8 protein-coding genes are annotated in these 12,691 nt (G+C 60.9%); 4 read left to right on the forward strand and 4 right to left on the reverse strand.

Annotated elements, in window-relative coordinates; translation table 11 throughout:
• Positions 1 to 168 precede the first annotated feature (168 nt).
• Genes AC07XF_RS10580 through AC07XF_RS10590 form a run of 3 tightly spaced genes read left to right on the forward strand, consistent with a single transcriptional unit; the run spans position 169 to position 3,464 of the window.
• Positions 169 to 2,304: an FUSC family protein gene (locus tag AC07XF_RS10580; RefSeq protein WP_495026429.1), complete on the forward strand. Its 2,136-nt coding sequence runs from the start codon at positions 169 to 171 to the stop codon at positions 2,302 to 2,304.
• Positions 2,294 to 2,494, forward strand: a complete 201-nt coding sequence (locus tag AC07XF_RS10585; RefSeq protein ID WP_495026430.1) for a DUF1656 domain-containing protein — start codon at positions 2,294 to 2,296, stop codon at positions 2,492 to 2,494. The genes AC07XF_RS10580 and AC07XF_RS10585 overlap by 11 nt, the downstream gene beginning before the upstream one ends.
• 4 nt (positions 2,495 to 2,498) lie before the next feature.
• Positions 2,499 to 3,464, forward strand: coding sequence for an HlyD family secretion protein (locus AC07XF_RS10590; RefSeq protein ID WP_495026431.1), 966 nt, complete (start codon positions 2,499 to 2,501; stop codon positions 3,462 to 3,464).
• A gap of 204 nt (positions 3,465 to 3,668) precedes the next feature.
• Here AC07XF_RS10590 and AC07XF_RS10595 read toward each other — a convergent pair whose 3' ends face one another.
• From AC07XF_RS10595 to mexE, 3 genes are read right to left on the reverse strand one after another with little or no spacing between them, the layout of a single operon-like run.
• Complete coding sequence (locus tag AC07XF_RS10595; protein WP_495026432.1) at positions 3,669 to 5,090, reverse strand: efflux transporter outer membrane subunit; 1,422 nt, start codon at positions 5,088 to 5,090, stop codon at positions 3,669 to 3,671.
• The gene (locus AC07XF_RS10600; RefSeq protein ID WP_495026433.1) at positions 5,090 to 8,278 is read right to left on the reverse strand and encodes an efflux RND transporter permease subunit; all 3,189 of its coding nucleotides are present in this window, start codon (positions 8,276 to 8,278) and stop codon (positions 5,090 to 5,092) included. Before AC07XF_RS10600 ends, AC07XF_RS10595 begins: the two co-directional genes overlap by 1 nt.
• A 12-nt stretch (positions 8,279 to 8,290) precedes the next feature.
• Entirely contained in the window at positions 8,291 to 9,544 is a 1,254-nt protein-coding gene (mexE, locus tag AC07XF_RS10605; protein ID WP_495026434.1) for a multidrug efflux RND transporter periplasmic adaptor subunit MexE, read from the reverse strand.
• Between the two features lie 404 nt (positions 9,545 to 9,948).
• On the opposite strand from mexE, the gene AC07XF_RS10610 reads away from it, so the two are divergent.
• Entirely contained in the window at positions 9,949 to 10,956 is a 1,008-nt protein-coding gene (locus AC07XF_RS10610) for an Ldh family oxidoreductase (RefSeq protein WP_495026435.1), read from the forward strand.
• A 128-nt stretch (positions 10,957 to 11,084) separates the two neighbouring features.
• Here AC07XF_RS10610 and AC07XF_RS10615 read toward each other — a convergent pair whose 3' ends face one another.
• Positions 11,085 to 12,665 carry an aldehyde dehydrogenase (NADP(+)) gene (locus AC07XF_RS10615; RefSeq protein ID WP_495026436.1) on the reverse strand — a complete coding sequence of 527 codons (1,581 nt, stop codon included), beginning with the start codon at positions 12,663 to 12,665 and terminating at the stop codon, positions 11,085 to 11,087.
• Between the last annotated feature and the right edge of the window lie 26 nt (positions 12,666 to 12,691).

Genomic DNA, 12,691 nt, shown 5'->3' on the forward strand with positions numbered 1-12,691 from the left:
TCAGGCAAGGCTGTGAGTCAAACCTTGACGACGTTCACGCTCGATTCAAACGGTTGAAAAGCCCTTCAGCCGACAAAGAATGGGCCTACAGGCTGCGTCGACAGCAAAACCTCTCTTGGCACCGCTGCAGTGACTACGCTTGCTGGAGGTGTCTCGACGAGCGTTCCCATGCAAGCATTGCTGCAGTACTTCAAGGCCATGCTCAACCCCGGGCCCGGGGTGTTGCTGTTTGCCTTGAGAACCATCGCGGCCGGGCTGTTGACCCTGTACCTGGCGTTCCTGTTCGATCTGGACCAGCCCAAATGGTCGATCATGGCCGTGGTCATCATCAGCCAGCCACTGGGTGGCATGGTGCTGGCGCGCAGTTTTGGTCAGGTCATCGGCACCACCATGGGCGCGGTTGTCGCGGTGGCTATCATGGCGATTTTTCCGCAGGCACCGCTGCCTTTCATCACCACCCTGGCCCTGTGGCTGGCGCTGTGCACCGCCGGTGGCACGCTGTTGCGCTACACCAGTTCCGGGGCATTCGTGCTCAGTGGTTACACCGCCGTGGTCATCGCGTTGCTGGCGATTCCCGATCAGGATGGCACCTTTTTGCTGGCGGTGACGCGCCTCACAGAAACCTTGCTGGCCGTCGCCTGCGTGTGCGTGGTCAGCCTGCTCACCGCCAGGCCGGAAGCCGTGGCCCGGGATTATTTCGCCAGGATCGATCAAATCACCCGGTTGCTGGCCACCCATGCCAGCGCCGTCATCCGCACCGAAGAAAGCGAAGCGGATTTCCAGCACCGGCAAATGCAGCTGTTGGGCCAGATCAGCGGCCTGGAGGGCGTGCGTCGGCACATGTACTTCGATGCGCCACGGTTACGCAGTGCCAACGGCCTGGTGCAACTATTGGGTAACGAACTGGTGTTGTTGACCGCGCGGCTGACAGCTCTGCGCCATCAGCGGCTGTTGTTGACCGAGCGCTGGGAGGGCGAGTTGCCTGAGGAGATTCAACGGTTACGCGCCGAAGAACTGGCCTTTCTCGATGAACTGGCGCAGCAGGGGCGTTCACTGTCCAGTGAACAACGCCATCACTTCACGTCGCTGCAAAAAAGCTTTGATGAGCTGGCGTACAGGGCCGAACAATTGACCGAGCCGCTGCCGGCCACCTTGCGCTCGCTGGCCTGGTCGCTGCGCTGGGAGCAAGCGCGTCTGTTGCAGCAACTGGAGCAGATTCTGGAATTGAGCGATGCGATCCAGAGCGGGCGACCCGCCAGCAGTGTGTTTCGCGGGCGCGAAAACCCGCTGCATCTGGACTTTACCCTGGCGACCATGAATGCCGTCCGGGCCTTTTCCGCGCTATTGATTGCCGGCCTAATCTGGATCGAAACCGGCTGGGACGGTGCACGTGGTGGCATGGTGCTGCTGGGAATCCTTTGCTCGCTGATGTCGACGTTTCCACGGCCGTTGCTGGCCGTTCAAAGCTATGCGAGGGGATTCGGGCTGGCATTGGTGGCCTCGGCGCTCCTTCAGTTCATGTTTGTTCCGATGATCAGCAACTTCGAGATGCTTGCCTTGCTGCTGGCACCTTTGCTCTACGCCGTCGCGGTGGGGCTGGCCAGTCCACCCACCACAGGTACCGGCATTGGCCTGGGGCTTACGACTTTTCTGTTGCTCGGCCCGTTGAACGTGGGGATTGGTCAAAACACCGCCATCCAGTGGTTTGAGTTTGCCGGGGCCTACACCTGCGCGACCGTGCTGGCGTTAAGTGTCTATGCGCTGATCTTTCCGTTCAGGCCGGATTTGCGCATGCGCCGGCTCTACAGAGAGAACTGCGAGCAGGTCCACGCCTTGCTCAAAACCTCGGCGACCGATGAACAGCAGTTTGCTTTCGAGAGCCGCATGGTTGATCGCCTGACCATGATGCTGGGGTTGCTGCCGGCGACCCAGGAGCCACAATCGCGTGAGCTGTTTCAAGTCAGCCTGGCCTGTATGGCACTGGGCATCGCCTTGAGCCAGCTCAGGCAACAAGGGCAGAACAACACACTGCTGAGCCCGCCAGTGCAAAACCGCTTGTTTTCGACGGTCCGTGACACCGGGAGACTGGTCGCCGGTCGGCCCGGGATCGAAGTGGCTCAGGTGCTGGACAGCCTCCACACCTTGGGCGACGAACTGGATGCCTTGCATACCAATGTCCATGAACACTTGTGGTCGGTGTTCCGGATGCGTGTAGCGCTGTTGATCGTGGTGTCGTTCGTCGAACGTTATCGCCGCCACTTCGAACCCTCAGGCCCTGAAGGAGACCCCGTCCTTGCCCATTGATCTGGAAGTGGGTGGTGCCTATTTGCCCCCGATTGCCCAGGCGCTGCTGCTGGGCTTGCCGATTTTCCTGTTGCTGGACTGGACATTGCGGCGCCTCGGGGTGCTGCGGTTTGTCTGGCACGAGGCGTTGTTTGAAGGCGCGTTGTACGTCTGCGTCTGCGCTACATTGATTCTGGTGATGGGAGCCTGATGCCTTGAAGAACATCCTTTCCCGACTCACGACGGTAGCGGTGGTGCTGCTGGCCTTCATCCTGGGCTGGTTCGCCTGGGAGCATTACACCCGCGCCCCCTGGACCCGGGATGCCAGGGTGCGTGCCGATGTAGTGACCTTGTCCGCCGATGTTTCGGGGCGAATCGTCAGCCTGGCCGTGCAGGACAACCAACACGTGGACAAGGGCCAGGCCCTGCTGGAGATCGACCCGGCGCGTTACATCCTTGCGGTGGAACATGCCAAACGTGCGGTGGAGGTGGCCAAAGCTTCACTTGGGCAGGCCCAGGCGACCATTACCGCCAGCGAAGCGTTGCTCAAACAACGTCAGAGCGAAGAGCAGCGGCGGCGCACGCTTAAGGATCGTTCGGCGATTTCCGGCGAAGAGTGGGAAAAAGCCAACACCGATGTATCGGTGGCCCAGGCTGATTTACTGCGTAATCAGGCCAATCTGGTGCTGGCCCAGGCCAACGTGCAACTGGCCATCGCGGCCTTGACCCAGTCCGAGCTCGATTTGCAACGTACCCATGTCGTATCCCCGGTGACCGGCTACGTCACCAATCTTCTGACCCGGGAGGGCGACTACGCCTCGGCCGGCGGTCCATTGCTGGCGCTGGTGGACAGCGACTCGTTCTATGTCAGTGGCTACTTTGAAGAAACCAAGTTGCCGCGGATCGGGGAGGGTGACCGGGTCAAAATCGAATTGATGAGTGGCGAGACGTTCGGCGGCAAAGTGCAGAGCATTGCTTTCGCCATTGCCGACCGGGAAAACCTGCCGGGCGGTCGCCTGCTGGCCAACATCAACCCCAGTTACACCTGGATCAAACTGGCGCAGCGGGTGCCGGTGCGGATCGAGATCGATGCCGACTATGCCGGTAAAAACAATCTGAGGGCAGGGACTACGGCTACTGTCACTGTCCAGGAAAACCACAAATCCCAAGACCAGCATTAACCCCCCCTGTAGGAGCTGGCTTGCCAGCGAAAGCATTGTGTCGGCCAACATAAAAGTGACTGATACACCAGTATTCGCTGGCAAGCCAGCTCCTACAGGGATTGGGTAAGTCCCGGGCAAAAAAAAGCCCCGCGACCGAATGAGACGCAGGGCAAAGAAATTGGTTGGTTGCGGCCAACCAAAGGGGCGTTTCAAAACATCGGGTTAATTGCTCGCGACCGTCTCCGGTTGCCAGCCACCGCCGAGGGCCTTGTAGATCGCGACGATGCCGCGATACAGGTCGACTTCAGCCTGGGCCTGGGAGTCTTCGGCGGCCAGGCGTTCACGCTGGGCATCGAGCAACACGAGGAAATCGGCGGTGCCTTCGCGGTAGCGGATTTCCGCCAGGTCGGCGGCCGAGCGGCTGGACTCGCTCTGACGAATCAGCGAGATCAGGCGCTGTTGGCGTTTGCCATAGTCGCTGAACGCGTTTTCCGATTCTTCCAGGGCTAGCAACACTTGCTGCTCGTAGGTCGCCAGGGCGCCTTCGGCATCGGCATCGGCGGCGCGCAAACGGGCGCGCACGCTGCCCAGGTCGAACGCCGCCCAGGTGATGCTCGGGCCCAGCGCCCAGGCGTTGGCCGCCGAGGAACCGATTTGCGAACCACGCCCGGCGGTGAAACCAAGGAAGCCGCTGAGGCTGACTTGCGGGAACAGGTCGGCCTTGGCCACGCCGATCCGCGCCGTGGCCGAAGCCAGTTTGCGTTCGGCACTGAGAATGTCCGGCCGGCGTTGCAGCAGTTCACCTGGATTACCGATCGGCAAGGCCTTGGCAATCGCCGGCAAGTCTTTCGGGCTCAGGTCCACGGTCAACTTGTCCGGACGCTCGCCCAGCAGCGTGGCGATACGGTTCTTTTCCCGAACCTGCTCGGCCTGCAATTGCGGCACGCTGGCTTCGACCGACGCCAGGCGGGCATCGGCACGTTCCACATCGAGCTGATCGCCGACACCGGCATCACGCAGGTTGATGGTGATCTTGCGCGACTCCTGCTGGTTCTCCAGGTTGGCCAGGGCGATCTTTTCCCGCAGTTGCGCACCGCGCAGTTGACCGTAGGCATCCACCAGTTCGGCAATCATGGTCACTTGCAACTGGTACAGATCGGCTTCAAGCGACTGTTGCTCGGCATTCGCTGATTCCAGATTGCGCTGGATGCGGCCAAACAGGTCGATCTCCCAGGCCATGTCCAGGCCCAGGTCGTAGCGTTCGCTATTGACCCGGTCGGTGGTCTGGCCGGGAATCTGCCCCTTGCCCAAGTCACTGCTGACACGGCTGGTGACGACTGGCAAGTTGTCGTTACTGATGTCATCGCGGATGGCACGTGCCGCTTTCCAGCGGGCAAAAGCGACGCGCAAATCACGGTTGCCCTTGAGTGATTCGGTTACCAACTGGTTGAGCGTCGGGTCTTCGAACTGCTGCCACCAGATGCCTTCGAAACGAGATCGGTCAAAGTTTTTCTGACCGGCCGCGCCATCGGTGGCGGTGGTGATGTTCGCCGGTTCCGTGGCTGGGGTCTTGTAGTCCGGGCCGACGGCACAGGCACTCAGGGCCAGTACCAGCAGGCTCGGCAGAAAGGCTTTCAAACTCATCAATGAGACTCCAGCTTCTTATCCAGTTTCAGCGCCTTGGCGGCTTTGCGCGATTGGCCGCGCTCGACAAAGTTACGGATCAGTACGTAGAACACTGGCGTCAGCAACAGACCGAAGAAGGTCACGCCGAGCATCCCGGAGAACACCGCTACACCCATGGCGTGGCGCATTTCGGCACCGGCACCGCTGGAGAACACCAGCGGCACAACACCCATGATGAACGCGAAGGAGGTCATCAGGATCGGCCGCAGACGCAGACGGCAGGCTTCCAGAACCGCCGCCAGAGGGTTGAGGCCTTCCAGTTGCTTGTCCTTGGCAAACTCGACGATCAGGATCGCGTTCTTACAGGCCAGGCCCACCAGTACGATCAGGCCGATCTGGGTGAAGATGTTGTTGTCACCACCGGAGGCAATCACCCCGGTAATCGCCGACAGCAGGGTCATCGGTACGATCAGGATCACCGCCAGCGGCAGGCTCCAGCTTTCGTACTGAGCCGCCAGTACCAGGAACGCCAGCAGTACGCAGAGCGGGAACACGAACAGCGCGGTGTTGCCGGACAAAATCTGCTGGTAGGTCAGGTCGGTCCATTCGTAGGTCATGCCGTTCGGAAGTTCTTCCTTGAGCAGTTTCTCGATGGCTTTTTCGGCTTGGCCTGAGCTGTAGCCGGGGGCGGCGGCACCGTTGATTTCAGCGGTGATGAAGCCGTTGTAGTGCATCACGCGGTCCGGGCCCGAGGTGTCGCTGACCTTGATGAAGGTCGCCAGCGGGATCATCTCGCCTTTGTTGTTCCGCACCTTCAACTGGCCGATCTGATCAGACTCGAGGCGGAACTGTTGCTCAGCCTGAACGTTGACCTGATAGGTGCGGCCAAAGCGGTTGAAGTCGTTGGCATACAGCGAACCCAGGTAGATCTGCAGGGTGTCGAAGATGTCGCTGACGGCCACGCCGTGGGTCTTGGCTTTTTCCCGGTCGATGGCGGCATCGACCTGGGGCACGTTCACCGTGTAGCTGGTGAACAGCCCGGCCAGTTCCGGCACGCTGTGGCTCTTGGCGATGATGTTCATGGTTTCCTTGTACAGCTCTTCGTAGCCCAGGTTGCCCCGGTCTTCGATTTGCAGGCGGAAACCGCCAATCGTGCCCAGTCCTTGTACCGGCGGTGGCGGGAAGATCGCCATGTAGGCTTCCTGAATGTTCGCGTACTGGCCGTTCAGGGCACCGGCAATCGCACCGGCGGACATGCTCGGGTCTTTACGTTGGTCGAACGGTTTCAGGGTCACGAACACGATGCCGGCGTTCGGGCTGTTGGTGAAGCCGTTGATCGACAGGCCAGGGAAGGCCACGGCACTTTCCACGCCAGGCTGTTTCAGGGCCAGCTCGGACATGCGCTTGATCACGTCTTCGGTGCGGTCCAGGCTCGACGCATCCGGCAGTTGCGCGAAGGCCACCAGGTATTGCTTGTCCTGGCCGGGTACGAAACCGGTCGGGGTGCTGGAGAAACCGAAGAAGGTCAGGACCATCAGGCCGGCGTACAGCAGCAGGGCGATACCGCTTGAGCGGATCACACGGGCAACCGTGCCGACATAACCGTGGCTGGCCTTCTCGAAGAAACGGTTGAACGGACGGAACAGCCAGCCACCGAAAATCTTGTCCAGTACCTTGGAGAATCGGTCTTTCGGCGCGTCATGACCTTTGAGCAATACCGCGGCCAGTGCCGGCGACAGGGTCAGCGAGTTGAAGGCCGAGATCACCGTGGAAATCGCAATGGTCAGGGCGAATTGCTTGTAGAACTGGCCCGTCAGGCCGGAGATGAATGCTGCAGGGACGAACACCGCACACAGCACCAGTGCCGTCGCAATGATGGGTCCGGTCACTTCACGCATGGCGCGTTTGGTGGCTTCGACCGGTGTCAGTCCGAGCTCGATGTTCCGCTCGACGTTCTCCACCACCACGATGGCGTCGTCCACCACGATACCGATCGCCAATACCAGGCCGAACAGCGACAGGGCGTTGAGCGAGAAACCGAACAGGTGCATCACGGCAAACGTACCGATCAGCGATACCGGCACCGCCACCAACGGAATGATCGAGGCGCGCCAGGTTTGCAGGAACAGGATCACCACCAGCACCACGAGGATCAATGCTTCGAAGAGGGTGTGAACCACGGCCTCGATAGAGCCGCGCACGAAAATCGTCGGGTCATAGACGATGCTGAAGTCCATGCCTTCGGGGAAGCTCTTCTTCAGCTCGGCCATTTTCGACCGCACTTCGTTGGAGATCTCGATGGCGTTGGAACCCGGACGCTGGAAGATCGGGATTGCCACGGCCGGTTGGTTGTTCAACAGCGAACGCAGGGCGTATTGGCTGGAGCCCAGCTCAACGCGAGCAATGTCCTTGAGGCGAGTGATTTCACCATTGTCGCCTGCGCGAATGATGATGTTCTCGAACTCTTCCTCGGAAACCAGACGCCCCTGGGTATTGACCGACAGCTGGAATGCAGTGGCATTCGGTGCAGGAGGCGCACCCAATGCACCAGCCGCTACTTGACGGTTCTGCTCGCGAATCGCGGTGACGACGTCGGTTGCGGTCAGGTTGCGCGAAGCAGTCTTGTTCGGATCGAGCCACACGCGCAGCGAGTAATCGCCCATACCGAACAACTGCACATCACCGACACCGCCCAGGCGCGCCAGCTCATCCTTGATGTTGAGCAGGGCGTAGTTGGACAGGTACAGCATGTCGTAGCGTTTGTCCGGCGAGGTCAAGTGCACAACCATCGTCAGGTCGGGCGATGCCTTGTCCACCGTGATACCGATGCGCGTCACTTCCTCGGGAAGTTTCGGCTCGGTCCGGGTCACGCGGTTCTGTACCTGCACCTGCGCGTTGTCCAGGTCGGTACCCAGGGCAAAGGTGATGGTCAGGGTGATCTTGCCGTCGGCGGTGGACTGCGAGGACATGTACAGCATGTTCTCGACGCCGGTGATCGCTTGCTCCAGCGGAGCGGCCACGGTTTCACCGATGACTTTAGGGTTGGCACCCGGGAAGTTGGCGCGCACCACCACGGTCGGCGGCACCACTTCCGGGTATTCGCTGATTGGCAACTGGAACAGCGAGATCGCACCGGCGATCAGGATCAGCAGCGATAGAACCGCTGCGAAGATCGGCCGCGAAATGAAGAACTGGGAAAAATTCATCTTGGAAATCCCTTAACCGCGTGGGGTCGTGGCAGCCAGTTTCACAGCCGTACCCGGTGCAACCTTGACAGGTGCGACTTGAGGCAGGTTGCTGGCTTCCAGCGCTTGGCGTTGTTGTGCGAGAGCCGCGAGGGTTTGTTCGCTGGCCATCGGAATCACTTCAGGCGTGACCGGTGAACCAGGACGTACCCGTTGCAGACCCTTGACGATAATGGTGTCGTCCTTGTTCAGGCCGTTGCGCACGATACGCAAGCCTTCAATCTTCGGACCCAGCTCCACTGCGCGGTAGGCGGTCTTGTTGTCGGCATCCATCACCAGCACGAACTTCTTGCCCAGGTCGGTGCCGACGGCTTCATCGTTGATCAGCATGGCGTTGTAGGTGCCGCTGCCCACCAGTTTCAGGCGTGCATACAGGCCTGGGGTGTAGCTGCCATCGCTGTTGTCGAACACGGCGCGACCACGGATGGTGCCGGTTTTCGGGTTGACCTGGTTGTCGACGAAGTTCATCTGGCCCTGGTGCGGGTTGCCGTCTTCGTTGGACAGGCCCATGTACACCGGAGTGGTGTCGCCGCGTTTGCCCTGGCGAGCGAGTTGCGTGTACTTGAGGAACACACGCTCGTCAGCATCGAAGTAGGCGTACACCTTGTCGGTGGAGACCACGCTGGTCAGCGGGGTAGTGTCGGCAGTCACCAGGTTGCCGGCGGTTATTTCGGCACGGCTGACACGGCCGTTGATTGGAGCAGTCACGCGAGTGAAGCTCAGGTTCAGCCGCGCTAGATCAAGCTGCGCTTGCAGGGCACCGACGGCGGCACGGGCTTCCTGAGCGGCGCTGGTACGCGAGTCGGCCAGTTCGGCGGAAATGGCATTGCTGGTGCGCAGGCGTTCACCGCGCTGGGCTTCGTTTTCGCTGCGGGTGGCATTGGCGCGCGATTGTGCAACCAGTGCTTCGAGGCGGCGGACCTCAGCCTGGAACGGACGCGGGTCGATCTGGAACAGCAGGTCGCCTTTCTTGACCAGCGCGCCTTCAGTGAACGCCACTTCATCGATCTGGCCGGAGACCCGTGGGCGAATCTCGACAGTTTCCGGGGCTTCCAGGCGCCCGGTGAATTCGTCCCACTCGTTGACCGGTTGCTCCAGCACCTTGGCTACGCTGACTTTGGCTGCCGGCATCGTGGCGGCGGTTTCTGGGGCCTTGCCGCAAGCGCTGATCACCACTACGGCCAACAAAGCCAACGGGAAGCGCAAATGTTTGAATGACTGTTCCATGGATGCATCCGCCAATGTGTTGAGATTGGCGAATGATGCGCGGCAGGGTTGTATCTCACGAATCGAATGGGGCAAAGGTAACTATCATTCGGAATGATATAAGGCCCAGGCCAGCCCTCTAGATTGCGCCTTTGATTAATCGGCGATCAATTGGGTTGATGACAATTCTGTGTTGCCTCGTCTGCAAAGATCAGGCTTGGGACCGAGTCGTGCCCTTCGCGAGCAGCCTTCTACACAATCAGGATCAGGCCAAGCTATCCGGATCCCCGAAAACACCCGGACTTCGGGTTTAACGCATTCCAACCGCCTGCGCTGTGCCAATTTCGTCACCGCCAATGCCAAAACCCATCAAGCCATAACGCCTCGGATAGACCACTCTGACCGGTCTGTCCAAGGAGATGACCATGATCCGACTGACCCTGATCGAAGCCCGTGAGTTGGCCGAATCGATCTTGTTGCACAACGGTTTTAATCTGGCCCATGCACAAGCGGTGGCGGCGACAGTGATTGTTGGCGAACGTGATGGCTGTGCCTCCCACGGTTTGTACCGGATTCTGGGGTGTGTGAATTCCCTGCGGGCCGGCAAGGTGTCAGCCGATGCCGAGCCACAGGTGATCGACCAGGCGCCGTCGATTGTGCGGGTGGATGCTGGCGGTGGGTTTTCGCAGTTGGCGTTTCAGGCGGGGTTGCCGTTGCTGGCGCAGAAAACCCGGGCCAACGGTATTGCGGCGTTAGCAATCAACCGCTGCGTACATTTCTCGGCGCTGTGGGTGGAGATCGAGCAACTGACTGCTGCCGGTCTGGTGGCACTGGCGTGTAATCCGAGCCACGCCTGGGTGGCGCCGGCTGGAGGACGACTGCCGGTGTTCGGCACCAACCCCATTGCCTTCGGTTGGCCGCGTGCGGGGCAAGATCCGTTTGTGTTCGACTTCGCCACCAGCGCGATTGCCCGTGGTGATATCGAACTGCACCGGCGTGCCGGCAAGGCGATTCCCGAAGGTTGGGGCATCGACGCCCAAGGCCAGCCGAGCACCGACGCCAACGTGGTGCTCGACAGCGGCGCGATGTTGACGTTCGGCGGGCACAAGGGTTCGGCGCTGGCAGCGATGGTGGAGTTGATTGCCGGGCCGCTGATTGGTGACCTGACCAGTGCCGAGTCGTTGGCTTACGACGGGGGCAGCAAGTCGTCGCCGTACCATGGCGAGTTGATCATTGCCCTGGACCCTCGGCGCTTTCTGGGGGACGCCACTGAAGAACATTTGGCCCGGGCCGAAACGTTGTTCCAGGGTATTGAAGGGCAGGGCGCACGCTTACCGTCGCAACGACGTTACGCGGCGCGGGTACGCAGCCTGGTGGAAGGCGTGCAAATTCCCGAGGCGCTGTACAACGACCTCAAGGCCTTGCTCGCCTGATTGAATCAAAGTGCTCAACCCTGTGGGAGCGGGCTTGCTCGCGAAGGCGGTGTGTCAATCAACCAGGATGTTGGACCCGATGACCCCTTCGCGAGCAAGCCCGCTCCCACAGGTATTTGTGTGGTTTTCTAGATTGAGTCGCGTTGGCTGCTGCCATCCACCAGCCGTGCAATCCCCAGCGGGTTGGCGTTTTTCAAGGCGTCGGGTAGCAAGGCGTCCGGGCAGTTCTGGTAGCACACCGGACGCAGGAATCGCTCGATGGCCAGGCTGCCAACCGACGTGCCACGGGCGTCGGAGGTTGCAGGGTAAGGCCCGCCATGGACCATGGCATCGCAGACTTCGACCCCGGTGGGGTAACCGTTGAACAGTACCCGGCCGACTTTTTGTTCCAGCCGTATCAGCAGGTCCGCATGGGTCTGAAGATCCGATGCTTCGCCAATCAATGTCGCAGTCAGTTGCCCGTGCAAGCTGTTCAACGCGTGCTGCAGCTCAACCTTGTCCGCTACTTCAACGACAATGGTGGTCGGCCCGAACACTTCTTCCTGAAGCAGCGGATCCCCATTGAGCAGCAGGCTGACGTCGGCCTTGAACAGTTGCGGCCGCGCCTGATTACCCTGCTGGTCGTGACCCGCCAGGTGCGTCACGCCCGGATGCTCGAGCAAGGCCCGCACCCCTTTTTCATAGCTGCGGAGGGTGCCAGCATTGAGCATGGTTTGCGCCGGTTGTTCGGCCATCAGGTTGCTTAGTCGCGCAGTGAACGCCGTCCATTCAGGGGCGCGAATACCAATGACCAACCCCGGATTGGTGCAGAACTGCCCGCAACCCTGGACCACCGATGCCACCAGTTCACCGGCGATTTTCTCGCCGCGCGCACGCAAGGCTTCGGGCAATACCAACACTGGATTGATGCTGCTCATCTCGGCGAACACCGGGATGGGTTGTTGCCGTGCGGCGGCCATGTCGCAAAGGGCACGGCCACCTTTGAGCGAGCCGGTGAAACCGACAGCCTGAATCGCCGGGTGCTTGACCAGCGCTTCACCGACGCCAGCGCCGTAGATCATGTTGAACACACCCTTGGGCATGTCGGTCTGCTCGGCGGCGCGCAGGATCGCATTAGCCACGCATTCGGCGGTTGCCATGTGCCCGCTGTGGGCCTTGAACACCACTGGACAACCGGCGGCCAGGGCCGCTGTGGTATCGCCGCCAGCAGTCGAAAAGGCCAACGGAAAATTGCTGGCGCCAAACACTGCCACCGGGCCGACGCCGATCCGGTACTGGCGCAGGTCAACCCGTGGCAGCGGCTGACGCTCCGGCAGGGCACGGTCGATGCGCGCGCCGTAGAAATCGCCCCGACGCAGGACCTGAGCGAACAGACGCATCTGACCGCTGGTGCGCCCGCGCTCGCCCTGAATACGGGCGCTGGGCAGGGCGGTCTCACGGGTCACCAGGGCAACGAACTCGTCATCCAGGGCATCCAGTTGCGCGGCGATGGCTTCAAGGAATTGCGCCCGGCGCGTCGCCGGCAAATTACGAAAGGCTGGATAGGCGGCCGCAGCGGCCTGGGCGGCCGCGTCGACTTCTTGCGCGGTGGCTTGCACGAAAGAGTAGGGCAGTGCTTCGCCGGTGCTGGCGTCATGGCTGTTCAGGATGATGCCGCCGACGGCGCTGCGCGCTCCGCCGATGTAGTTGTGGCCAAGGATCTCAGACATCAAAAAAGCTCCTGTCGAAAAATGGG

The organism is Pseudomonas sp. GW821-FHT01C01 (genome assembly GCF_059422645.1).

What these genes read in the sequence shown, in the direction of transcription:
- AC07XF_RS10595 (WP_495026432.1), bottom strand. Translation starts at nt 5,090, where the DNA reads ATGAGTTTGAAAGCCTTTCTGCCGAGCCTGCTGGTACTGGCCCTGAGT.
- AC07XF_RS10580 (WP_495026429.1), top strand. Translation starts at nt 169, where the DNA reads ATGCAAGCATTGCTGCAGTACTTCAAGGCCATGCTCAACCCCGGGCCC.
- AC07XF_RS10600 (WP_495026433.1), bottom strand. Translation starts at nt 8,278, where the DNA reads ATGAATTTTTCCCAGTTCTTCATTTCGCGGCCGATCTTCGCAGCGGTT.
- AC07XF_RS10610 (WP_495026435.1), top strand. Translation starts at nt 9,949, where the DNA reads ATGATCCGACTGACCCTGATCGAAGCCCGTGAGTTGGCCGAATCGATC.
- AC07XF_RS10615 (WP_495026436.1), bottom strand. Translation starts at nt 12,665, where the DNA reads ATGTCTGAGATCCTTGGCCACAACTACATCGGCGGAGCGCGCAGCGCC.
- mexE (WP_495026434.1), bottom strand. Translation starts at nt 9,544, where the DNA reads ATGGAACAGTCATTCAAACATTTGCGCTTCCCGTTGGCTTTGTTGGCC.